Source organism: Devosia sp. (assembly GCF_028290645.1).
GTDB lineage: Bacteria > Pseudomonadota > Alphaproteobacteria > Rhizobiales > Devosiaceae > Devosia_A.
This window is the reverse complement of record NZ_JAQGJL010000365.1, coordinates 1-20,795: the sequence shown is the minus strand read 5'-3', so window position 1 is coordinate 20,795 and position 20,795 is coordinate 1. Positions and strand designations below refer to the sequence as shown.

Sequence of the window (20,795 nt, the reverse complement as noted above, 5' to 3'; positions counted from 1 at the left end):
CTCCATGAACGACCCAGCCGAACTCGTCTCCGCGCCGCTAAACTGGCTGGCTGACAATGCCGTCGGCCTGATCAGCGCCGCCGTGGTGCTGATCGCCGGCTGGTACCTGGCGAGCGCGCTGTCGCGCCTGGTGCGCAAGCTGCTGCCGCGTGCCTATGGCGTCGACAAGAACTTCGCGCCGTTCCTGGCGCAGGTGACGCGCTACGGCATCATCATCTTCGCGCTGGTGACGGCGCTGAGCTTCCTCGGCGTCTCGAGCGCTTCGATCTATACCGTGGTCGGGGCCGCCGGCCTCGCCATCGCGCTCGCCTTGCAGAGCACGCTCGCCAATATCGCGGCAGGCATCATGCTGGTCTGGCTGAGGCCGATCGCCATCGGCGAGTACATCGTCGGAGACGGCGTGGCCGGGGTGGTGGTCGAGATCGGGCTGTTCGGCACGCGGCTGCGCTCGACCAGCGGGCTCTACATCTTCACCCCGAACCAGAAGCTCTGGTCGTCGGCGATCACCAACCACAGCCGCGAGCCGCGCCGACGCATCGACGTGAACATCACCGTGCCCGATACCATCAATGTTGCGACCGCGCGCCGGGCCATGCTGAAGATCGCCACCTCCGACAAGCGCGTGCAGCTCGATCCGCCGCCGACCGTGCATGTCGAGAGCTTCGTCGGCGACAAGATCATGCTGCAGCTGCGCGCCTGGGTGCCGACGCCGGAATACCTGCCGACGCTGCGGGACCTGACCGAAAAGGCCAAGATCGCGATCAACAAGCTGCTCGCGGCCGACGGCGAGCAGGCGCAGGTAGAACTGGCTGCAGATCCGCACACGCAGAATGCCGGGGAGCGGACGCCGGATTTGACGTGAGGGGTGCATGTCTACGGGCGCGTTGTGCGTGCCGACCCCACCCCTGTCCCCTCCCCCGAAGAATGGGGAGGGAGACCAAAACACTTCCGTCTGCGGGAGGGTCTCCCTCCCCCTGTTTAGGGGGAGGGGACAGGGGTGGGGGTCGGCACGCATGGAACCTGCGGGCTGAGGGACCTCAAGCGTGCCCGTCCAGCCCCCGGAATGCATCCTTGCCCCAGATCGCTTCGACCTGGCCGTTCTTGCCGCAGCCGGCGCGGTAGCGGGCGTAGTGCTCGGCCCGCGTCAGGCCGTTCTGCAGCATCTCGCTGCCCTTCCAGAAGTCCTGGTGATATCCCTCGGCCGGCCAGAATGTCGGGGCCATCGCAACGATCGTCGCGACCGGCTTGCCGAGTGCCGCGGCGGTGGCTTCCTTGCCGGCTTCGGCTTCCTTGAGCTCGGTCTCGGTGCCGGCATAGATCGCCGTGGTGTAGCTCTCGCCGTAATCGCAGAACTGGCCGCGCGATTCGATCGGATCGATCAGGTGGAAGAAGGTGTCGACCAGCTTCTCGTAGCTCGTCACCGACGGGTCGTATTCGATCTTCACCGCCTCGCGGTGGCCCGTGGTTTCCGTAACCACCTGCTCGTAGGTCGGATTGTCGACATGGCCGCCGATATAGCCCGAGGTGGTGGAGAGTACGCCGGGCGCGTGGTCGAAATCGCTCTCGATCGACCAGAAGCAGCCGCCGGCGAAGATCGCCACTGCCGTCTCGGCGCCCTGCGCGCCAGACATCGCCATCGCGCCGACCACAGCCACCGCAAGCGCCAACCTGTTCCTGTGCATTCGATCCACCCCTAGCGAGTTGCTTTGCCACGATAAGTGGACCGGCGGCGCGTCGCGCACAACACAAACTAATGTGCAGCCGCAGGGTGAAACTTTCTCCCGGTCCCATGCGAATTCATCCGGTTGCGCCACGCCCCGGGCACGCTAAGTTCGCCGCATCATGCGCCCGATCCTCACACCCCTCGCCCAGTCCCTGCCCTCGACCGTGCCGTTCACCGGCCCGGAAGCGATCGAGCGCCGCACCGGCGCACCGTTCCGCGCCCGCGTCGGCGCCAACGAGAGCGGTTTTGGTCCCTCGCCGAAGGTGATCGCCGCCATCGCCGGAGCGGCGGGCGAGGTGTGGAGATACGGCGACCCCGAGGTTCACGACCTGCGGGCAGCGCTGGCCGCACATCTCGGCATCCCGCCGGCCAATGTCGCAATCGGCGAAGGCATTGACGGCCTCCACTGCCTGATCGCGCGGCTGATCATCGAGCCGGGCGACGTCGCGGTCACCTCCCTCGGCGCCTATCCGACCTTCAACTATCACGTCGCCGGCTTCGGGGGCCGCATCGTCGCGGTGCCGTATGCCGACAACCACGAGGACCTCACTGCATTGGCCGAAGCGGCGCGGCGCGAACGCGCCAAGGTGATCTACCTCTCCAACCCGGACAACCCGATGGGCACCTGGTGGAGCGCTGCCGACATCGAGCGTTTCATCGCCCAAGTGCCTGACGAAACGCTGATCCTCCTTGACGAGGCGTACTGCGAAACCGCGCCTCCCGACACCCTGCCCGCCCTCGACATCGCCCGGCCCAACCTGATCCGCACCCGCACCTTCTCCAAGGCCTACGGCCTCGCCGGCATGCGCGTCGGCTATGCCATCGGCGAAGCGGGGTTCATCAAGGCCTTCGACAAGGTGCGCAACCACTTTGGCGTGACCCGGCTGAGCCAGGTGGCGGCGATCGCGGCTCTCGCCGATCAGGAGTGGCTGGCATCCGCGGTGGCGAAAGTCGCCGCCGGCCGCGACAGGCTCTACGCCATCGCCGACGACAATGGTCTCGCGGCAATCCCGTCCGCCACCAATTTCGTCGCCGTCGACTGCGGCCGCGACGGCGACTACGCGCTGCGCGTGCTGAAGGCGCTGGAGGGCCGCGGGGTGTTCGTGCGCAAGCCCATGGCGCCGGGGCTGGACAGGCACATCCGCATCAGCGTCGGGCGGGACGAGGAGATGGACGTAGTGGCCGAGGAACTGCCACGGGCGCTGAAGGAGGCGCGCTAGGCTTCACCCCAACTCCTTCCTCGCCGCCAGCAAGATGCTCGTCTCGGTATTCGCGATGCCGTCGATCTGGCGCATCTTGCGCAGCAGTTCGTCGAACTCCCTCAGCGTCGCCGTCTCGATCTCGGCCACCACGTCCCAGCGGCCGTTGGTGGTGTAGAGGGCGCGAATCTCCGGAAATCCGGCCAGGCGGCGGATGATCTGCTCGGAATTCTTGCCGTCCACCTCGACCATGGTAACCGCGCGTACCGCGTCGTCCCGTCCGTGCGTCTGCACCACCACAGTATAGCCGGCGATCGTGCCCGCGCGCTCCAGCCGCTCCATCCTCGCCGTCACAGTGGCGCGGGACACCCCTAGTTGCGCGGCGAGTTTCGCGACCGGCAGGCGCCCGTCGGTGCGCAGCAATGCGATAAGGCGATAGTCGAGATCGTCTAGCCCGGATGTACTATTCGTCATTTCATGTCGCCACTTTGCGCAATCCCCTGCGCATTCTTATCACTTTTCCGGCTTTTCGTCAGCGAACGGTGTCCACATATTTACCGCGAACTCTGGAACGAGGACACTTCAATGCTGCATGACGCTCGCGCCCGCCGTCCTTCCGCCGGTAACCGCATCGACCTGATCGGCCTGCCGACCGATGCGGGCGCGTCTTGCCGCGGCGCGGCGCTCGGACCGGACGACCTCAGGACCGCCGGACTGGCGGAGCGGCTGGAGCGGCTCAGCTACGAAGTCCACGATCTCGGCGACGTCAATGTAGGCGACAAGCTCGCCCCTGCCGCCGAGATCGAGGCGCTGGCGATGGCCGCGAGCGAGGCCGGTTACCGCAGTCTCGAGAACGGCGCGCGACCCCTCTTCCTCGGCGGCGACCACTCGATCTCGATGGGCTCGGTCGCGGGCGTCGCTCGCCATTGCCGCCACGTGGGCCGGCCGCTTTTCGTGCTCTGGTTCGATGCCCACGGCGATTTCAACACCTGGGCCACCACTGAAACCGGCAACATCCACGGCATGTCGCTCGCCCGGCTCTGCGGCGAGCCCGGCTTCCACAACGCGTCGGACTGGTTCGCACCGGTCGATCCGGACAACGTGATGATCCTTGGAGCCCGCGCGCTCGATTGCGAGGAGGCTCAGCTTATCGACGAGCGCGGCCTGCAGGTGGTGGATATGGACGCCATCCGCATCGGCGGCCTCGCCGCACCGCTCAAGAACTTCCTCGATCGCGTCGAGGCGGCGAACGGGCACCTGCATCTGTCGCTCGACGTCGATGCGATGGACCCCGCCCTCGCCCCCGGCGTCGGCACGACCGTCTCGGGCGGCCTGACGCTCGACGAGGGCCAACTGGTGATGGACATGCTGCACGAAAGCGGCCGTGTCGGTTCGGTCGACCTGGTCGAGTTGAACCCCATCCTCGACCGGCTCGGCATGAGCGCCGACCTGATGGTCGATCTCACCGCGCGCCTCTTCGGGGAGCGCCGTTTCATCCCAGTCGCCCACCAGGCGGCGCAATACATCGCGGCCTGAGCCGCAAGACCGAGCACTCGCAGCCTGACTGCTCCAGCAAAGTAAGAGGCGAATATGACCCAGTTCACCGGCACCAGCGATATCCGCACCCTCCTGAGGAAGACCGGCATCGAGCCCTTCCTCGTCGGACTCGCCGGGTACATCGAGGCCGATTTCCGACGCTGGGAAGAGTTCGAGAAGGCCGCCCGCCTCGCAAGCCACAGCCGCGATGGCGTCATCGAACTGATGCCGGCCTCGGACGGCATGCTCTACGCCATGAAGTTCGTCAACGGGCACCCCAGGAACACCGAGTCGGGGAAGCTCACGGTCACCGCCTTCGGCGTCCTCGCCGACGTCGCCACCGGCTACCCGCTGCTGGTTTCGGAAATGACCATCCTCACCGCGCTCCGCACTGGCGCCACCTCGGCGGTCGCGGCGCGCGCTCTCGCCCGCCCGAACAGCCGGGTGCTGGCGCTGATCGGCGCCGGTGCGCAGTCCGAGTTCCAGGCGCTGGCCTTCAGGGCGCTGCTCGGTATCGAGGAGGTGCGGGTGTTCGACATCGATCCCGATGCCGTCGACAAGTTCCGCCTCAACCTCGCGACGAGCGGGTTGCGCATCGTGCGTGCCGGATCGGTCGCCGAAGCGGTTCGCGGTGCCGACATCGTCACCACCGCCACTGCCGACAAGACCCGCGCCGTCGTGCTGACGCCCGACATGATCGCGCCCGGCATGCACCTCAATGCCATCGGCGGCGATTGCCCGGGGAAAACCGAATTGCACCCCGACATCGTCGCCGGCGCCTCGGTGTTCACCGAGTACACGCCGCAGACCCGGATCGAAGGCGAGATCCAGCAGATGCCGGAGGATTTTGCGGTTACCGAGCTCTGGCAGGTGCTGACCGGCGCGGCAGCGGGACGCCGCAGCGCCGGCGAAGTCACGCTGTTCGACTCGGTCGGCTTCGCCATCGAGGACTTTTCGACCTTGCGCTACGTCCGCGACCTCACGGTCGTTGTCGCCCGCGACATCGACCTCATCCCCGAACTCGACGACCCCAAGGACCTGTTCGGCCTCGCCGTTCCGGCCGCGCGCCGTCCGGCCGCTATTGCGGTGCGGGATCTGATTCCAGGCTGACCGGGCCACCGGTACCGATCGAAACCCCGGCGATCAACCCGCGGTGGTTCGAGCCCATGGCGTCGCTCAGCGCCTCGACATGCTCGACCACCAACGGCGCGCGAGTGAAGATATTGTCTATCGGCACCCCCAGCGGGCCCAGCCGGATGGGCCAGGTCGCCGGGTAGGCTGGGCCGGGCGCGAGGTTCTCGCGCAGCGCCAGCCAGTCGATGGTGTCCGACCATGCCGCGGCGTTGAAATCTCCGGCGAGTAGCAGCGGCCCCTTTAGCCTCCCGATGGCCTCGGCCAGCGTATACGCCTCCTCGGCCGGGAAATCGTCGAAATACGGCTTCACCATGTGCGCCGCGACGAGATTGATCCGCTCGCCGCCGATCACCGTGGTCGCGGTGATCAGCCGGTTGCGCCACACGGGGCTGAGTGCGCCGACGACCACATCCTCGAGCGGCGTGCGCGACAGGATCACCGTGCCGCAGTCGGAGTGGACGTCGCACCCGGCAAAGTAGGGATAGGCCGCGAGCAGCTTGTCGCGATAGGACGCGACCGGCGCCGCCTCCATCAGCAGCACCACGTCGGCGCCCGAACCGACGACGAAATCGGCGATCTTCTCGCCGTTCCGGTTCTCGCTGAGCAGGTTGAAGCTCAACAGCTTGAGCAGCGCCTTGCTCGCGGGCCCGTGCGCCGCGATGCGCGCTTCCTGTTGGCGGTAGACGATGGCCGCGCCCTGCGCCGCGCTGATCCCGAACACCAGCAGGAACAGCAGCCCCCGCCGCCACGCCCCGCCGAGGATCAGCAGCACGACCAGTCCCAGCAGCCCCGCCGCGATGTGGAAGCGCAGCGATTGCAGCAGCGACTGGCCCGGCACCCCGAGATCGAAACTGACCGCCGCCAGCACGCCGCAGGCGACGAGCGCCAGCGCAGTGACCGCTCCCCTGAGTTCTCGCAGCATGCCCCGGCCCCATCTCGACGCCACGCAACCTAGCCGTACCCGCCGTGGCTAGCCACTGTCTTTCTAGCGGCGGCCTAGAGCGGCTTCACCATCTGCACGCAGTTGACGGCGATTCCTGCGAGCTCGGCTGGATCCCAGATCTCCCGCTGCCAGCCGCGCTTTTCGTAGAAGCCCACGGCGTCGGGCGCCGAGTTGACGCGCAGCGTGGTGACGCCCAGCCGCCAGGCGAAGCCGGTCACCAGTTGCTCCATCACCGCTCCATGACCCTGCCGCTGCCGGTCGGCAACGATCGCCACCAGCCGCACCGTCGCAACCTGGCCCATGAGGTCGAGCCGCACCACCCCGATCGGCGCGCCGTCCAGCAGCAGCAGGAACTTGATGTGATTGGCCGCCAAATCGTGCGGATGCGCTTCGTCGTATTCGATCCCCGGATGCCGGCCGGGCGCGAACAGCACCGCCCGGCGGATGGCATGCATCGCCGCCCAGTCCTCGGGCGAACTCACCTGTTTCAACTCATGCGTCATCTCTCTCCCCAACGAAAAAGAGCCGCCCGAAGGCGGCTCCGATGTTTCAGCCCGGCGGCCGCACTCACCCCACCGCAGCCTCGGTCGCACCTTGCGCCGCGGCGCCGCGTTCGAGCAGCAGGCGGTTGTAGGCGTTGATATAGGCGCGGGCCGAGGCGACGAGGGTGTCCGGCTCGGCGGCATTGCCGGAAACGATGCGGCCGTTCATTTCGAGCCGTACATGCGCGCTCGCCTGCGCATCGGTGCCGCCGGTGACGCCGTCGATGGCATAGAGCACCAGATGCGGGTCCCTGCCGACGGCCTGCTTGATGGCATTGAAGATCGCATCGACCGAGCCGGTGCCATCATAGCTTGCCTTCACCTCGACGCCGTCGATGGCGAGGACGAGGTCGCAGTGATGGACGCCGCCGGTCTTGGAGATCACCTCCATGTCGACCAGCTTGATCCTATCGTCGACCGACCCCGCCTCGTCGTCGACCAGCGCCACGATGTCGGCGTCGTAGACGTGCTTCTTGCGATCAGCCAGATCCTTGAAGCGCTGGAAGGCCTCCTGGAAGGCATTGTCGCCAAGCTCGTAGCCCAGTTCCCTCAGCTTGTCCTTGAAGGCGGCGCGGCCCGAATGCTTGCCCATCACCAGGGTGGTTTCCTTGATGCCTACGCTCTCGGGCGTCATGATCTCGTAGGTCTGCGCATTCTTCAGCATGCCGTCCTGATGGATGCCGCTCTCATGCGCGAAGGCGTTCTTGCCGACGATCGCCTTGTTGTACTGGACCGGGAAATTCGCCGCCGCCGAGACGATCTTGCTGGCCCGGCTGAGATGCGTCGAGTCGATACCGGTCTCGTACGGCATGGCGTCGGCGCGGGTGCGGAGCGCCATCACGATCTCCTCGAGCGCCGCATTGCCTGCCCGCTCGCCCAGCCCGTTGATGGTGCATTCCACCTGCCGCGCCCCGCCGCGCACCGCTGCCAGCGAGTTGGCGACCGCAAGCCCCAGGTCGTTGTGGCAATGGGCCGAGAAGATCACCTTGTCCGCCCCCGGCACCCGCTCGATGATCGAGCGGAACATCGCCTCGTGCTCGGCGGGGATGGCGTAGCCCACCGTATCGGGGAGGTTGATGGTCGTGGCGCCGGCTTTGATCGCGAGTTCGACACAGCGCGCCAGGTAGTCGATCGGCGTGCGCGTCGCATCCATGGCGCTCCACTCGACATTGTCGATGAGGTTGCGGGCCTGGGCCACGGTGGCAGAGATGATCTCCAGCACCTGCTCCTCGGTCTTCTTCATCTGGTGCGCGAGGTGGATCGGCGAGGTCGAGACGAACGTGTGGATGCGACCTTGCCGCGCATGCCGCACCGCTTCGCCGGCGCGCGCAATGTCGCCCGGAATGGCGCGGGCGAGCCCGGCCACCACCGAGTTCTTCACGTGCTTGGCCACCGCGACGACGGCCTCGAAGTCGCCGTTCGAGGCGATCGGGAAGCCGGCCTCGATGATGTCGACGCCCATCTCGTCGAGCGCCTCGGCGACCTGCAGCTTTTCCTCGAGCGTCATCGTCGCGCCGGGGCTCTGCTCGCCGTCGCGCAACGTGGTGTCGAAAATATAGACGCGGTCCTTGTTGCTCTGCGCCTGGGGCTGGGTGCTCATTTCGGTATTCCTATCCAGCGGCCGGGGATGATGAATCGCTCACGGCCGGACAAAATTGCTGTTCGGCTTTTCAGTCGCTCGCCCCTGACCACCCGCTCGCCATCGCGAGCCGCCGGTACTCAGGGGCTGATAAGAAGGAGAAGCAGGGCGGCCGGAAGCAGCAGCAAGGCGGCCGCGATCAACAGCCGGCTCTGACGAGCCTTCTGTTCGGCGGCGGCTATGGCAATGGCGCGGTTGCGCTGCATTCGTGGGACCAAAAACTAGCTACGGCGCAAATACTGCGCGAATTTCCCCCTGAGCGCAAGCCTCGCTGCGGCGGTCAGCCGAAAGTCATCACCGCGCTGCCGATGACGAGCACGAAGACCACCAGCGCGGCCAGGCCGAGTCGCGGCGAGCGCATCCCGGCTTCCCGATCGCCCTTCTCGGCCCGGTTGGTGTTGATGCCGGCGTAGATGACGATGGCGAGCAGCAGCACCACCAGCACCATCTTGACCCAGAACCACGCGCTGAAGCCATCGACCCCGTTGTACTTCAGCCAGACCATCAGCGGCCCGGTGATGATCAGCAGCCCGACGCCCGAGCGCCCGAGCGTTGAAAGCCCGTGCGCGATGGAGAACAGCAGCGGCCGGGTCTCGGCATTGGCCGCCGCCATCTTGCTCCCGACGACGGGCAGCCCGAACGCCGCGGCGCCGCCCAGCCCCAGCGCCACCAGGTGTATCCAGAACAGAATGCTCACGAGAACGTCCATACGTGCCCTCCCCCCGGGATCAACGCAGACTGCGTAAGCCTACGCCGGTCCGCCGGCGGTGGGAAGCGATCGCGAGCGGTTATGAACCGGACAGCCGCCGGAACTGCACCTCGAGCAGCAGCCCCTCCGGGCCATCGACGAAGAACTGCCCGATCTCGGTCCCCGGAATGCCGGTGATCCGATAGGGATAGCCCGCCGTCTCGATCCGCGCCTTGGTCGCCTCGAATTCGTAGACGCCGAAGGCGATGTGGTTGACGATTCCCTTGGGGAAATCCGCCTCGCGCTTCACCACGTCCAAATGGATGGCCGGCACGCCGTCGACATAGACCCAGTGTCCCGGGCTGCCGAAGGGCGGCCGGAAGCCCTCCTCGGCGCCCAGCACGGCGGTGAAGAAGGCGACCATGCGGCCGCCGTCCACGACGTGGATATTGATGTGATCGAGGCGCGCCACTTCTAGCCGAACGTGAACACTGCCGCGAGGATCACCACCCCGAACGCCACGGCCGTCAGCTGGCCGAACATCTTCGAGCGCTTGCCTGCGTCCCTGTCGCCGCTACGCGCCTTCTTCGCGTTCATCTCGTTGAGGCTGATGAACACGATCATCGCCACGATGCCGAGCATCTTCACCCAGAACCACGCGCTCGGGACCACCCAGTCCCACCGGAGCCAGAGCATGAGGATGCCGCTCAGCAGCAGCGTCCCCATCGCGACCTTGCCGACCTTGGCGAGCTGCTCGGCGAGGTCGAGGAAGCCCGCGCGGAGATCCGGCGTCGCCGTCGCAAGCCTCGCCCCCACGATCGGCATGACGACGGAATTGGCGCCGCCCGCAACGAGCGCAACAATATGAATGAAAAAGAGAATAGATCCGACGATTAACATGCGAAGCCCTCCAAGGCGGCGGGAGGCTATCCGAGTTGGGTCTGGCGCGCCAGCGCCTGCGAAAGCCGCTTGAGAGCGTCAGCCGCCGAGGTTTAGCACGCCCTCGCCGACGATCACCGCATGTCCGCCGATGCCGCCATGGGTGAGCTGATCGTCCGCCTTGCGCAACTGGAGGGTGATGAGGCTGGGCCGGCCCATCTCGTGGCCCTGCCGGAGCCGGAACTCGTGCTGGCCGTTGCCGGTCTGGCGCGCGATGAGCCCGATCAGCGCCGCCGCGGCCGAGCCGGTCGCCGGGTCTTCGCCTAACCCCATGCCAGGGGAGAACATGCGTGCCGCGAACTCGTTGCCCCGCTCTTCCGGCGTCTGGGTGAAGACGTAGATCGAGCGGTGGCCGACCGGATAGACCTCCTCCCAGCCGCGCCGCTCGAGCCGGATCCGCTTCAGCGCGCCCGCGTCCCTGACCGGGATCAGATAGAACGGCACGCCTGCCGAGAACAGCGCCGGCTCGTAAGGCCCACACCCGATCTCCTCGGGCTCGAGGCCGAGTGTCGTCGCGATCGCCTGCCTCGCTGGCGCCTTGCCCACCTCTTCAGGCAGCTTCGGCAGGGCGAAGCGCGCCAGCCCGGTTTCCTTGTCCACCCGCTCGATCACGCAGGTGATGACACCGACCTTCTCCTCGAGGCGCACCGCCGTGGACCGGTTCTGGAGCCCCAGCACCACGGCCGCCCCGACCGTCGGATGGCCCGCGAACGGCAGTTCCACCAGCGGGGTAAAAATGCGCACAGCCGCCGAATGCCGCTCGGACTGCGCCTTGTGGATGAACACCGTCTCCGACAGGTTGAACTCGGCGGCGATCGCCTGCATCTGGTTGTCGAGCAGGCCGTCTGCCTTCAGCACCACGGCAAGGGGGTTCCCCTTGAGCGGTTCGGTGGTGAAGACGTCCAGCAGCAGGTAATTGAGTTTCATCTTGGGCTCCGCAACCGCGCAGCAGTTGCGGCAGCCCCGAGTGTTTAGTCAAGCACCCCCGGACCCGACGGGAGGCTAATTCGTCGCCACGGGCAGGCTAGGCCGCGGGAGCTTCAGGCGGCAGGCGGAGCGCCGCTGGATCGATGCCCAGATGGTTGGCCACCGCTTCGACGACAAAGCCATGGTCGAGCCGCCCCGGCACGCCCGATACCGTGATGGCGCCGACGACGCTCACGCCCTCGATGCGGATCGGGAACGAGCCGCCATGCGCCGCGATCTCCGCCGGATCGACGTTCTCGTCCGGCGCAAACCCGCGGCCCTGGCGCTTCTGGCGCAGCGTCATCGCATACGACGCCCGGTTGAAGCGCCTGACGCAGTTGCTCTTGCGCCGCACCCACTCCGGATTGTCCGGCCCCGTCCCCGGCATCGCATAGTAGTAGAGCGGCCGGTTCCAGAACCGCACGTCGATCGTCAGCGCCGAGCCCGCCGCCTCGGCGAGCTTGCGGATATCCTCCCCCAACTTCAGCGCGGTCGCCTCGTCGAAGCGCTGGAACACCAGCTGCTTTTCCTGCTGCTCGACCAGCTCGATATCGCTCTCGACGCTCATAAAAATCACTCCCCTCTGGCCAAAACGGGCCGATCCATAACATGCGCCGGAGCTCGCCGCGCTCCGCCCGCAGCAAGAATTCTTCCGGCAAGCTCCGGTCCCTATCGGGTTCCGGTCGCGGCCGCCCACGCATCAAATAGCGGCTGTCGATCGGCAGGCTGGCCGGGAAAATTCACCCCGCTCGCATCGATCGCGGCCCAGGGCAGCCGGCTCTCGGTCCAGATGTTGCCGATCGGCACGCACCAGCTCGGATCGTCCAGCGTACCGGGCTTCACCACCAGCATGGCGGGCGACGCCAGCGGCTCGTTCCACACCTTGGTGCCGCAGCGCGCGCAGCCCAGCATCCGAACCGTCCGCCCGCTGTCGGCGGCCTTGTCGAAGGTGGCGAGGTCGCCGCTCAAGTGCTCGAACAGTTCGCGCTTGATCGGCATCGACATCGAGTGCGTCGCCCCGCTCGAGCGCTGGCAGTCGCGGCAATGGCAGTTGTAGACCGACAGCGGACCCCCGGTGATCCGGTAGCGCACCGCCCCGCACTGACATCCGCCCTCGACCGGAAATACCGGCAATTCGATCGCGCTCATTACGCGCCCTCCCTGAATTTCCCGTTCAGAACCGGTTCAACCCGCCGGGCGCATTTCAACGCGCCATCGCCGGGACATACCGGTTCGCCAACCTAGTGGAGATAGACAACATGTTCACCGATTTGCTGCTGCTGACCACCGAGCTCCGTTCGCGTCCGCGCTTTGACCTGCTCGACGACCGCCTGCTCGCCGATGTCGGCCTCACCCGCGAAGAACTCAGGAAGCGGAACAGCTGGTTCCGTCGCAAGTCTCGCTAAGACCTTTCCCAGTTCATTCGGCGTTCATCACCGCCTGCGCATATGCCGACCCGCCAATCCCGGCACAACCCAGATCAGAGATGAGCAAATGGCTTTCCACCTGACCTCCCTCTTCCGTCGCTCCGAGCACAAGCGCGTCCTCGGCGACCTGATGAAGCTCGACGATTACCTGCTGCGCGATATCGGCCTCACGCGCACCGACCTCGCCCAGATGCGTTCGGGCCGTAATCAGCGCTCGCGATCGAGCGGCCATGAGTAGACCGCTCCTGTCCAGCGCACAAAACTGAAGGGCTCCGCGCATGCGCCGGAGCCCTTCTTGATTCTGACGGTCAGCGCGTCAGTTCTTGCTCTTGTCCACCAGCGCGCCGGCCTTGATCCACGGCATCATGTCGCGGAGCTTGGCGCCCACTTCCTCGATCTGGTGTTCGTCGGCAAGGCGGCGGGTGGCCTTGAAGCGCGAACCGCCCGACTTGTGCTCCTGCATCCACTCTGAGGTGAACTTGCCGGTCTGGATGTCCTTGAGCACCCGCTTCATCTCGGCCTTGGTCTCCGAGGTGATGATGCGCGGACCCGAGACGTACTCGCCCCACTCAGCGGTGTTCGAGATCGAGTAGTTCATGTTGGCGATGCCGCCCTGGTAGATCAGGTCGACGATCAGCTTCACTTCGTGCAGGCACTCGAAATACGCCATCTCCGGCGCATAGCCGGCTTCCACCAGCGTCTCGAAGCCGCCCCGGATCAGCTCGACGAGGCCGCCGCACAGCACCACCTGCTCGCCGAACAGGTCGGTCTCGCATTCCTCGCGGAAATTCGTCTCGATGATGCCCGAGCGGCCGCCGCCGACGCCCGAGGCGTAGGCGAGCGCGATGTCCTGGGCGTTGCCAGAGGCGTCCTGGTGGACGGCGATCAGGCACGGCACGCCACCGCCCTTCTGGTACTCGCCGCGCACGGTGTGGCCCGGGCCCTTCGGCGCGATCATGATCACGTCCACGGTCTTCTTGGGCTCGATCAGGTTGAAGTGCACGTTGAGGCCGTGCGCGAAGGCAAGCGCGGCGCCGTCACGGATATTGGGCTCGATATGCTGCTTGTAGATGTCGGCCTGCAGCTCGTCCGGGGTCAGCATCATGATCACGTCGGCCCATGCGGCAGCCTCGGCCACCGACATCACCTTGAGCCCCTCGCCCTCGGCCTTCTTGGCAGAGGCCGAGCCGGGACGCAGCGCCACGACCACATCCTTCACGCCCGAGTCGCGCAGGTTCAGCGTATGCGCGTGGCCTTGCGAGCCGTAGCCGACGATCGCGACCTTCTTGGACTTGATGATGTTCAGATCGGCATCCCGATCGTAATAGACGCGCATGGTAGTCTCCCTTTTGTGCGTATGGCCGCCGCGGCCATTTTGAAACTCACGTGGCCTGATGGGCCCCGTAGATGGCAAAAAACTGTTCCGTGGCCCGCGCCGCGTCGCGCGCGATCTCGGCCTCGGTGGGACAATAGGCTTCGCCCAGCAGCAGGCGGATCTGCGCGTCGCGCACCACCAGCCCGAAGAAGCTGCGATAGGCCTCCTCGGAGCTGTCGAAACGCAGCAGCCGCGCCTCGCGCCCGGCCTCGAGCACCGGCTTCAGGCGCTTGCGGATGGCGAGCGGGCCATTCTCGAGCACGATCGCTCCTAGCCCGTGCTTTTCCGCCCCGGCATGCCCGATGGCCAGCCGGTTGAGGGTCACCGACACCTCGCCGACAATGGTTCCCAACAGGTCGCGGGCAAACTGCTCGACGCTGTTGCGGAGCGATGCCGCATCGAGCCGCCAGCGATCGACCTGCGGCACGCGGACCTTGGCCGCCTGCCACTGCACCGTCGCCGTCAGCAGCCCGTCGCGGTCGCCAAACCACTTGTAGAGCGTCTCCTTCGAGCACGAGGCGCGCCGTGCGACCGAAGTCATGGTCAGCCGGTCGCCCTGCTCGACGAGCAGATCCAGCGCCGCCGTCAGCACCTGCTGCTGGCGCGGCGTGAACACTTCCTCGCTATGGGCAACGGCAAGAGCCAAGACGACACCCGAACCAATACCGGCCGACCCGCACTCCTCCGGAGTCTCGAACCCGCCGAACAAGAACAACGCCGCACCGTACCGTAACGTACGGTTCGGCGCAAGGGGCGTGTTTGGTGGAGGTGTGTGCATGGCCACAAAGGCTAGATTTGCCAGCACGTTGAGAAACAGGACCCCAACTTGTCCCGGCGATTGCAGATCATGGCAATTTCCCCTCACCCTTACGAAGTGTCGATGGGGCATCGCGGGACAGGGTTTGGGCCAAGGGCGGCCGCTGTTCCTGGGGGTGCCAGGTCAAGGCGGGTGGTAGACACCTCGCTCCGGCCGCCAAAAGACCGTTCGCGCTGCGCGGGACGAGAGTTCCAACCTTGTACAGTTGCCGGATGACCGGCTCGGGGGACGAAGTCCCACCCGCGCCGCGCCGGATGCGGCGAAACTGCCCCACAACCCGGTGGCGCCAGCCAGCCGGGGGCTTCGGCACGTCAAGCATCCGTCAGGCTCGAAGCAGCCAGGGCTCAGGCCGGCTGCTTGTACCTCCTGACCCGGAACGCCAGGACGATCAGCAAGATGCCCGCGAGGATGGCGTACCAGGCGATGGCCCACACCAGTGACAGCGCACCGGCGCCGGGCTGGAAGAACAGCAGCAGGCCGAACGCGATGGCGAGCAGCCCGAACAGTCCCAGCACCCACTCGCCTTCGATCTCCCGGCGCATCTGGATGGCGCCCCAGATCGTCAAGAGGCCGATGATGATCGCCCATGCGGCGATGAACATCAGCAGTACATATGTGGTCAGGCCCGGCCAGAAGAACGCTACGAGGCCCGCGAGGATGCTGATGACGCCGGCGATGGCGAGCCACCAGCGATGTCCCATGGCGCCCGCGCCCCTGCCCGAGATCGCGCCCCACAGCGCGAAGACGCCGTCGACGAGCATGTAGGCGCCCCACAGCAACGTCAGTGTAATCAGCGTGATACCAGGCCAGAAGAATGCGAGCACGCCGAACGCGATCGCCGCGATGCCGCGTATCAGCAGCAACCACCAGTTGTCGCCGAGCATCCTGATCAGCGGCCCGCCGCCCAGTGGCAATCCGGCTGCGGAAGTCTGTGCATTTGCCATTTTGCTTCTCCGTGGTTCAAGGAAGGTTCTCACCTGTCCGCTGGAGCCCCGGCGCGAAATACTAACAGAATCGCCGCAGAAGAAACTGACGGAACTACAAAAATATTGATCAGGCGGATGCTCAGATCGATCGCGCCAGGTGGTCCGCGTTACGGAACGCCAGCGCGAGGATGGTCAGCACCGGATTGAAGCCACCGTTGGTCGGATGGAGCGACCCGTCGGAGACGAACAGGTTGTCGTGCCCCCAGACCCGGCCATGGGCGTCGGTCACCGAGTTCGTGGGATCGGTCCCCATCCGGCACGTGCCTGCCTGGTGCTGGCCGCCGGAAAGCCCCGGCTTCGGCGCCGAGCCCCACGTCTTGACGGCGCCCGACGCCTGCAGCCATTCATGCGCCTTCTGGTGCACATAGCCGGCCGTCCGCACCGTCTCGGGATGGACACTCCCCGACAGCATCGCCACCGGCACATTCCACTTGTCCCGCACATGCGGTGCGATCCGTACCCTCGCCTCGGGACTGGGGATCTCATGCACCGGCCCTGCCACGCGCAGCACGTGATGGAAGTTGTCCCGCATGAAATCCTTGGCTGCCTGTCCCCAGCGCGGCAGGCCGGGAGGCAGCACGTTCTTCCAGAAGATGATGGGTGGTTGGACGAAATCGTCCGCGAGCATGCCGCCGCCGATCACCCCAGGGTTGCCGTGGTTGTACCGGGTCGTCGCGATGCTGACGCCGGGGCCGACGGAGCCGTGCACGACATCCTCGAAGAGGCCGTACGCGGTGGCGTAGACATGTCCCTGGAGGTTTCGCCCGACCAGGTCATGGTTGTTGCCGAGCCCCGCCGGCTCGCGCGCCGAGGGCGAATTGAGCAGCAGCCGCGCCGTCTCGATGGCGCCTCCTGCCAGCACCACAGCCTTGGCGCGCACGGAATGTTGCCGCCCGCTGCTGTCGCAGAACACCACCCCGGTGGCCTTCCCTGCCCCGTCCGTCTCGACCCGCAGCACCATCGCGCCGGTAACGAGATTGCATCGCCCCGTCGCCAGGGCTCGCTCGATCATGGTGTTCTGCGTGCCGTTCTTGGCATTGCTCGGGCACGGAAACCCCACGCAGGTGCCACAACGGATGCAGCCGGCGCGACCATCGCGCGGCTGGCTGTTGATGGCGAGCGGCGGACGCGTCGTCTCGATGCCGAGCGCCGCCGCACCGCGCCGCAGCACCGGCGCCGCCGGGCTCTCGGGCAGCGACGGCATCGGATAGTCCCTGGCGCGCGGTCCCTCGTGGCTATGCGCATCGCCCCGGCCCGACACGCCGATCTCCCACTCGGCGCGCTCGTACCATGGCGCCAGCTCGTCGTATCCAAACGGCCAGTCGACCAGCGACGAGCCTTCCGGTACCCCGTATAGGCTCGCCATGCGAAAATCGTCGCGATGAAACCGCCAGGCCTGGGCGCCATAGACCAGCGTGCCGCTGCCCACCGCCGCTGCGAGGTTCTGATAGCCGTTCTCATGCGGCCGCAGCACGTGCTCCACGCTGAGCGCATCGACGAGGACGCGCGGATTGCCCTCGAGATCCGGCCCCGTGTTGTGCCCATAGAGCGCCAGCCGGTGGTTGCGCAGGTGATCGCGGTGCCCGCTATCGGCATAGTCGCGCAGCAGCCCGCGCTCAAGCAGCAGCACGTGCTTGCCCGCCTCGGCCAGCACCCCGGCGGCCACGCCACCGCCCGCCCCCGCGCCGACGATGATCACGTCATAGTCAGGCGTCCCCGAGAAGGGCCGCGGCGGCTGGCCATCCCGCCGCTCTGGTCCCGTCGGCCCTTCCGGCAGGCGGTGCTCGTAGCCCACGATCCGCCACGACGCGGCGCCCGGATTGCCGCCATTGCCCGGATCGGCATAGACGCCCTCGGCCACCAGTTCGCACAGCAGCCGGAACCACGCCTCGCCGTCGACGGCGCCCAGCGCCGCGTCCTGCGCTTCGGCGGCAAGTTCCGTGAAGCCCGACAGCTTGCCCAGCCCGTCAGCGATGAGCACGGCATCCGACGGGTGCTCGGCAAAGTGCCGTTCGAGATAGCCCGGAGCACCGAGCGCCACCGCCCCGCCATCCGCATCGGCCGGCACGATCCTCTCGATCACCGCGTTGAGCAGCGTCCGATCCATGAAATTCCCCCGAGCCGCCTCTCAGGCGGTGAAGCGCACCGCCCCGATATGCGGCAGGTTGCGGTTGCGCTGCGCATAGTCGATGCCGTAGCCGACCACGAACTTGTCGGGGATCTCGAACCCGATCCACCGCGCCTTCACGTCGACCTCGCGCCGCGACGGCTTGTCGAGCAGCGCACAAACCTCGATGCGTTTGGGATGGCGCGTACCGAGGATTTCGAGTACGTGCTTCAGCGTGTATCCGGTATCGACTATGTCCTCGACGAGCAGTACGTCGCGCCCCTCGATCTCGCCGCGCAGGTCCTTGAGGATCCGCACCTCGCGACTCGACTCGGTCGAGTTCCCGTAGCTCGACACCTCGAGGAAATCGACCTCCACCGGCAGGTCGAGTTCCCGCACCAGGTCCGCGATGAATACGAACGAGCCGCGCAGCAGCCCGACCACTACCAGCTTCTCGGTCCCGGCATAGAACTCCGAGATTTCCTTGGCGAGTGCCTCCACCCGCGCCGCGATCGCCTTGGCCGAGATCATCTCGTCGATCACGTAGTTATTCGCCGTCACTTCAACGCCCCTTGCGTCAGTCCGCGTACAAAATACTTGCCGCCGATGAGATACACCAGCAGCGGCGGGATGGCGCCGATCAGCACCGCCGCACTTGAGCCACCCGCCCGCACCGACATCAGCGCCGCCGTGATCGGTTGCTCGTCGCCGGCGGTGAACACCATGCCGAACAGGTACTCGTTCCAGATCGAGGTGAACTGCCAGATCACCGTCACCGCAAGAATCGGGCCGGAAAGCGGCAGCACGATCCGCCGGAAGATGCGCCAGAACCCCGCCCCGTCGATCCGTGCCGCCTTGATGATCTCGTCGGGCAGCCCGACGTAGAAGTTGCGGCAGAACAGCGTCGTGAAGGATATGCCCTGCACCGTGTGGATCAGGATCAACCCATTGATATTGTTGGCAAGCCCGAGCTTCCCCATGATCCACGCCCAGGGCAGCAGCGTGATCTGCCCGGGCAGGAACACGCCCGCCAGCATCATTCCGAACACCAGTTCCGAGCCGCGGAACCGCCACTTGCTCAGCACATAGCCGTTCAACGCCCCCAGCACCGTCGAGATGATCGTCGCCGGAATGACCAGCCGCAGCGAATTGTAGAAATTGGGCGCGATGCCGTTGCAGGTGCCGCTGACGCAGGCCTTGGTCCACACCCGGACCCAGTTGTCGAAGGAAAAGCTCTGCGGCAGGGCGATCATGCCGTTGAGCGCCACCTCGGCGGGACTACGGAACGCATTGGCGAAAACCAGCAGCGCCGGAACAAGGTAGACGACCCCGAACAGGCACAGCGCGCCATAGATCGCGACGCGCGACAGCATCCAGTTGCGACGGGCGCGCTGCCCGTCGCGATCGGCATAATCGAGGGCGAGTGTGGTCACCCGAGCGTCTCGTCGAGCCAGGCGACCTGCCGCCGCTCCTGCCAGGTGCCGCCACCTTCGTGATTGTTAAACGAGTAGCTTTCGATGGTCTTGGGGCCGGCCCACGCATTGAACGCGCCATAGACCGTCGAGGGCGGGCAGACATCGTCCATCAGCGCCACCGAGAACAGCGCCGCGGCCTGCGAACGCGCCGAGAAATTCACCCCGTCGAAATAGCTCAGCGTCCGGTACGCCATCTCCGCCTTCTCGCGATGAACGCTGAGATAGCGCACGATCTCGCCATAGGGATCGCGCGTGGTGAGCCCCACGGCGCGCGGAAAATCGCATAGGAACGGCACATCCGGCATCGCCGCCTTGACCCGGCTGTCGAGGCCTGCGACCGCGATCGAGATGCCGCCGCCCTGGCTCCCGCCGACCACGGCCAGCTTCTCCGGATTGGTCTCCGACCGTCCGAGTGCGGCGTCGATGGCGCGCACGCCGTCGGTGTAGACCCTGCGATAGTAGTAGTCCTTCGGATCGTTGATGCCGCGCGTCATGAACCCCGGATGCGCCGGGAACGACCCCACCGGATCGGGCGTATCGCCCCGCGACCAGGCAGCGCCCTGCCCGCGCGTATCCATCACCAGCACCGCGCGGCCGGTTGCCGGCCACAACAGATGCTCCTGCGGCACGGCGCGGCCGCCGCCATAGCCGATGAACTTCACCACCGTGCCGCGCGGCTCGACCCCGTGCGGCTTGATGTACCAGCCCTTCACCGGATGTCCGCCGAAGCCCGCATAGGTCACGTCGAACACATCGAACAGCCTCAGCCCCGTATTGACCGGCTCGAACACCGCCTCGAGCGGCTTGGCGCGGGATTCGCTGAGCGTCTCCGCCCAGAACGCATCGAAATCGGCAGGGGCTGTTGCGCTCGACCGGTAACGGACGAGCTGATCTGGCGGCAGGTCGAAGAAGGGCATGGCTGACTATCTGGCTGGGGTGAAAACGCGAGGATGCGGCGAAAACCGGGTTGACGGAACCACGACCAAAGGCGGGCGCCGCAGACCCTCCTCAACTTCCGCCCCGAGTTCAACACCTGATTGCGATCACGCACCGTTTGCAGGCCTTGGCCTGATACCCCGGCCACACGCCGACCACCGCACCCTCCCCAAACTCGCTGTCGTCCCAGCGAAAGCTGGGACCCAACTATCCACCTGCGCGGGCGGAGAAATGGGTCCCCTGAGTTCTCAAACGAAATGCAACACCTGGTTAGGGTGTTGGCATGGGACAGAGATATCGACAGTTCGGTGTTGCGGAGCGGTGTGAGATTGCCCGGCTATCGGGCGCGGGCCGCTCGATCCG

Annotated in this window: 25 protein-coding genes; 6 read left to right on the top strand and 19 right to left on the bottom strand. The window is 66.3% G+C overall.

What is annotated here, in order from left to right; translation table 11 throughout:
* A partial coding sequence (locus JWQ89_RS19500; protein ID WP_299643783.1) for a mechanosensitive ion channel domain-containing protein occupies positions 1 to 862 on the top strand: 862 nt, incomplete at its 5' end.
* Positions 863 to 1,037: 175 nt separating this feature from the next.
* Here the strand turns inward: JWQ89_RS19500 and msrA are convergent.
* On the bottom strand, positions 1,038 to 1,682 hold the full coding sequence (gene msrA, locus JWQ89_RS19495; protein WP_299643781.1) for a peptide-methionine (S)-S-oxide reductase MsrA: 645 nt from the start codon (positions 1,680 to 1,682) through the stop codon (positions 1,038 to 1,040).
* Between the two features lie 160 nt (positions 1,683 to 1,842).
* On the opposite strand from msrA, the gene JWQ89_RS19490 reads away from it, so the two are divergent.
* Positions 1,843 to 2,943, top strand: a complete 1,101-nt coding sequence (locus tag JWQ89_RS19490) for a pyridoxal phosphate-dependent aminotransferase (RefSeq protein ID WP_299643778.1) — start codon at positions 1,843 to 1,845, stop codon at positions 2,941 to 2,943.
* Between the two features lie 3 nt (positions 2,944 to 2,946).
* Here the strand turns inward: JWQ89_RS19490 and JWQ89_RS19485 are convergent, their stop codons facing one another.
* The gene (locus JWQ89_RS19485; RefSeq protein ID WP_299643775.1) at positions 2,947 to 3,396 is read right to left on the bottom strand and encodes an Lrp/AsnC family transcriptional regulator; all 450 of its coding nucleotides are present in this window, start codon (positions 3,394 to 3,396) and stop codon (positions 2,947 to 2,949) included.
* A 111-nt stretch (positions 3,397 to 3,507) separates the two neighbouring features.
* Between JWQ89_RS19485 and rocF the strand changes: the two genes are divergently transcribed.
* Complete coding sequence (gene rocF, locus JWQ89_RS19480) at positions 3,508 to 4,458, top strand: arginase (RefSeq protein ID WP_299643772.1); 951 nt, start codon at positions 3,508 to 3,510, stop codon at positions 4,456 to 4,458.
* Between the two features lie 54 nt (positions 4,459 to 4,512).
* Positions 4,513 to 5,568: an ornithine cyclodeaminase gene (locus JWQ89_RS19475; protein WP_299643770.1), complete on the top strand. Its 1,056-nt coding sequence runs from the start codon at positions 4,513 to 4,515 to the stop codon at positions 5,566 to 5,568.
* Here the strand turns inward: JWQ89_RS19475 and JWQ89_RS19470 are convergent.
* From JWQ89_RS19470 to JWQ89_RS19425, 10 genes are all read right to left on the bottom strand, one after another.
* On the bottom strand, positions 5,537 to 6,514 hold the full coding sequence (locus JWQ89_RS19470) for an endonuclease/exonuclease/phosphatase family protein (RefSeq protein ID WP_299643767.1): 978 nt from the start codon (positions 6,512 to 6,514) through the stop codon (positions 5,537 to 5,539). The genes JWQ89_RS19475 and JWQ89_RS19470 overlap by 32 nt on opposite strands.
* Positions 6,515 to 6,588: 74 nt before the next feature.
* A complete protein-coding gene (locus JWQ89_RS19465; RefSeq protein ID WP_299643765.1) occupies positions 6,589 to 7,038 on the bottom strand; it encodes a GNAT family N-acetyltransferase in 450 nt (149 codons plus the stop codon).
* 64 nt (positions 7,039 to 7,102) lie between these two features.
* On the bottom strand, positions 7,103 to 8,677 hold the full coding sequence (locus JWQ89_RS19460) for a 2-isopropylmalate synthase (RefSeq protein WP_299643763.1): 1,575 nt from the start codon (positions 8,675 to 8,677) through the stop codon (positions 7,103 to 7,105).
* Between the two features lie 119 nt (positions 8,678 to 8,796).
* A complete protein-coding gene (locus JWQ89_RS19455) occupies positions 8,797 to 8,922 on the bottom strand; it encodes a hypothetical protein (RefSeq protein WP_299643761.1) in 126 nt (41 codons plus the stop codon).
* A gap of 74 nt (positions 8,923 to 8,996) precedes the next feature.
* Positions 8,997 to 9,425, bottom strand: coding sequence for a hypothetical protein (locus tag JWQ89_RS19450; protein WP_299643758.1), 429 nt, complete (start codon positions 9,423 to 9,425; stop codon positions 8,997 to 8,999).
* A gap of 79 nt (positions 9,426 to 9,504) precedes the next feature.
* A complete protein-coding gene (locus JWQ89_RS19445) occupies positions 9,505 to 9,876 on the bottom strand; it encodes a VOC family protein (protein ID WP_299643756.1) in 372 nt (123 codons plus the stop codon).
* Positions 9,877 to 9,878: 2 nt separating this feature from the next.
* Entirely contained in the window at positions 9,879 to 10,304 is a 426-nt protein-coding gene (locus tag JWQ89_RS19440) for a hypothetical protein (protein ID WP_299643754.1), read from the bottom strand.
* Between the two features lie 78 nt (positions 10,305 to 10,382).
* Positions 10,383 to 11,270: a PhzF family phenazine biosynthesis protein gene (locus JWQ89_RS19435; protein ID WP_299643751.1), complete on the bottom strand. Its 888-nt coding sequence runs from the start codon at positions 11,268 to 11,270 to the stop codon at positions 10,383 to 10,385.
* Between the two features lie 97 nt (positions 11,271 to 11,367).
* Positions 11,368 to 11,877, bottom strand: a complete 510-nt coding sequence (locus JWQ89_RS19430; protein ID WP_299643748.1) for a heme-degrading domain-containing protein — start codon at positions 11,875 to 11,877, stop codon at positions 11,368 to 11,370.
* Positions 11,878 to 11,978: 101 nt separating this feature from the next.
* Positions 11,979 to 12,458: a GFA family protein gene (locus tag JWQ89_RS19425; protein ID WP_299643746.1), complete on the bottom strand. Its 480-nt coding sequence runs from the start codon at positions 12,456 to 12,458 to the stop codon at positions 11,979 to 11,981.
* A gap of 110 nt (positions 12,459 to 12,568) precedes the next feature.
* On the opposite strand from JWQ89_RS19425, the gene JWQ89_RS19420 reads away from it, so the two are divergent.
* Together JWQ89_RS19420 and JWQ89_RS19415 are read left to right on the top strand one after the other, a co-directional pair.
* Positions 12,569 to 12,715 carry a DUF1127 domain-containing protein gene (locus JWQ89_RS19420; RefSeq protein WP_299643744.1) on the top strand — a complete coding sequence of 49 codons (147 nt, stop codon included), beginning with the start codon at positions 12,569 to 12,571 and terminating at the stop codon, positions 12,713 to 12,715.
* An 88-nt stretch (positions 12,716 to 12,803) separates the two neighbouring features.
* Positions 12,804 to 12,974 carry a DUF1127 domain-containing protein gene (locus JWQ89_RS19415; RefSeq protein WP_299643743.1) on the top strand — a complete coding sequence of 57 codons (171 nt, stop codon included), beginning with the start codon at positions 12,804 to 12,806 and terminating at the stop codon, positions 12,972 to 12,974.
* 78 nt (positions 12,975 to 13,052) lie between these two features.
* Here JWQ89_RS19415 and ilvC read toward each other — a convergent pair whose 3' ends face one another.
* The 7 genes from ilvC to JWQ89_RS19380 all read right to left on the bottom strand — a co-directional run bounded on the left by ilvC (position 13,053) and on the right by JWQ89_RS19380 (position 20,413).
* Positions 13,053 to 14,072, bottom strand: a complete 1,020-nt coding sequence (gene ilvC / locus JWQ89_RS19410) for a ketol-acid reductoisomerase (protein ID WP_299643741.1) — start codon at positions 14,070 to 14,072, stop codon at positions 13,053 to 13,055.
* A gap of 46 nt (positions 14,073 to 14,118) precedes the next feature.
* On the bottom strand, positions 14,119 to 14,757 hold the full coding sequence (locus JWQ89_RS19405; RefSeq protein ID WP_299643738.1) for a TetR/AcrR family transcriptional regulator C-terminal domain-containing protein: 639 nt from the start codon (positions 14,755 to 14,757) through the stop codon (positions 14,119 to 14,121).
* Between the two features lie 515 nt (positions 14,758 to 15,272).
* Positions 15,273 to 15,872: an HdeD family acid-resistance protein gene (locus JWQ89_RS19400; protein WP_299643736.1), complete on the bottom strand. Its 600-nt coding sequence runs from the start codon at positions 15,870 to 15,872 to the stop codon at positions 15,273 to 15,275.
* A 121-nt stretch (positions 15,873 to 15,993) separates the two neighbouring features.
* Entirely contained in the window at positions 15,994 to 18,021 is a 2,028-nt protein-coding gene (locus tag JWQ89_RS19395) for a GMC family oxidoreductase (RefSeq protein WP_299643734.1), read from the bottom strand.
* A 21-nt stretch (positions 18,022 to 18,042) separates the two neighbouring features.
* On the bottom strand, positions 18,043 to 18,552 hold the full coding sequence (gene hpt, locus JWQ89_RS19390; RefSeq protein ID WP_299643787.1) for a hypoxanthine phosphoribosyltransferase: 510 nt from the start codon (positions 18,550 to 18,552) through the stop codon (positions 18,043 to 18,045).
* 26 nt (positions 18,553 to 18,578) lie between these two features.
* Positions 18,579 to 19,394: a carbohydrate ABC transporter permease gene (locus tag JWQ89_RS19385; RefSeq protein WP_299643784.1), complete on the bottom strand. Its 816-nt coding sequence runs from the start codon at positions 19,392 to 19,394 to the stop codon at positions 18,579 to 18,581.
* 56 nt (positions 19,395 to 19,450) lie between these two features.
* A complete protein-coding gene (locus JWQ89_RS19380) occupies positions 19,451 to 20,413 on the bottom strand; it encodes an acetylxylan esterase (protein WP_299643733.1) in 963 nt (320 codons plus the stop codon).
* Positions 20,414 to 20,795: the final 382 nt, after the last annotated feature.

Excerpts from the sequence above, each read along its gene's own strand:
- JWQ89_RS19415 (WP_299643743.1), top strand. The coding sequence starts at position 12,804 with ATGGCTTTCCACCTGACCTCCCTCTTCCGTCGCTCCGAGCACAAGCGC.
- JWQ89_RS19485 (WP_299643775.1), bottom strand. The coding sequence starts at position 3,396 with ATGACGAATAGTACATCCGGGCTAGACGATCTCGACTATCGCCTTATC.
- JWQ89_RS19400 (WP_299643736.1), bottom strand. The coding sequence starts at position 15,872 with ATGGCAAATGCACAGACTTCCGCAGCCGGATTGCCACTGGGCGGCGGG.
- hpt (WP_299643787.1), bottom strand. The coding sequence starts at position 18,552 with ATGATCTCGGCCAAGGCGATCGCGGCGCGGGTGGAGGCACTCGCCAAG.
- JWQ89_RS19465 (WP_299643765.1), bottom strand. The coding sequence starts at position 7,038 with ATGACGCATGAGTTGAAACAGGTGAGTTCGCCCGAGGACTGGGCGGCG.
- JWQ89_RS19435 (WP_299643751.1), bottom strand. The coding sequence starts at position 11,270 with ATGAAACTCAATTACCTGCTGCTGGACGTCTTCACCACCGAACCGCTC.
- JWQ89_RS19385 (WP_299643784.1), bottom strand. The coding sequence starts at position 19,394 with ATGCTGTCGCGCGTCGCGATCTATGGCGCGCTGTGCCTGTTCGGGGTC.
- JWQ89_RS19455 (WP_299643761.1), bottom strand. The coding sequence starts at position 8,922 with ATGCAGCGCAACCGCGCCATTGCCATAGCCGCCGCCGAACAGAAGGCT.
- JWQ89_RS19395 (WP_299643734.1), bottom strand. The coding sequence starts at position 18,021 with ATGGATCGGACGCTGCTCAACGCGGTGATCGAGAGGATCGTGCCGGCC.
- JWQ89_RS19420 (WP_299643744.1), top strand. The coding sequence starts at position 12,569 with ATGTTCACCGATTTGCTGCTGCTGACCACCGAGCTCCGTTCGCGTCCG.
- JWQ89_RS19450 (WP_299643758.1), bottom strand. The coding sequence starts at position 9,425 with ATGGACGTTCTCGTGAGCATTCTGTTCTGGATACACCTGGTGGCGCTG.
- JWQ89_RS19380 (WP_299643733.1), bottom strand. The coding sequence starts at position 20,413 with ATGCCCTTCTTCGACCTGCCGCCAGATCAGCTCGTCCGTTACCGGTCG.
- JWQ89_RS19490 (WP_299643778.1), top strand. The coding sequence starts at position 1,843 with ATGCGCCCGATCCTCACACCCCTCGCCCAGTCCCTGCCCTCGACCGTG.
- msrA (WP_299643781.1), bottom strand. The coding sequence starts at position 1,682 with ATGCACAGGAACAGGTTGGCGCTTGCGGTGGCTGTGGTCGGCGCGATG.
- JWQ89_RS19425 (WP_299643746.1), bottom strand. The coding sequence starts at position 12,458 with ATGAGCGCGATCGAATTGCCGGTATTTCCGGTCGAGGGCGGATGTCAG.
- JWQ89_RS19430 (WP_299643748.1), bottom strand. The coding sequence starts at position 11,877 with ATGAGCGTCGAGAGCGATATCGAGCTGGTCGAGCAGCAGGAAAAGCAG.
- JWQ89_RS19460 (WP_299643763.1), bottom strand. The coding sequence starts at position 8,677 with ATGAGCACCCAGCCCCAGGCGCAGAGCAACAAGGACCGCGTCTATATT.
- JWQ89_RS19475 (WP_299643770.1), top strand. The coding sequence starts at position 4,513 with ATGACCCAGTTCACCGGCACCAGCGATATCCGCACCCTCCTGAGGAAG.
- ilvC (WP_299643741.1), bottom strand. The coding sequence starts at position 14,072 with ATGCGCGTCTATTACGATCGGGATGCCGATCTGAACATCATCAAGTCC.
- JWQ89_RS19470 (WP_299643767.1), bottom strand. The coding sequence starts at position 6,514 with ATGCTGCGAGAACTCAGGGGAGCGGTCACTGCGCTGGCGCTCGTCGCC.
- rocF (WP_299643772.1), top strand. The coding sequence starts at position 3,508 with ATGCTGCATGACGCTCGCGCCCGCCGTCCTTCCGCCGGTAACCGCATC.
- JWQ89_RS19440 (WP_299643754.1), bottom strand. The coding sequence starts at position 10,304 with ATGTTAATCGTCGGATCTATTCTCTTTTTCATTCATATTGTTGCGCTC.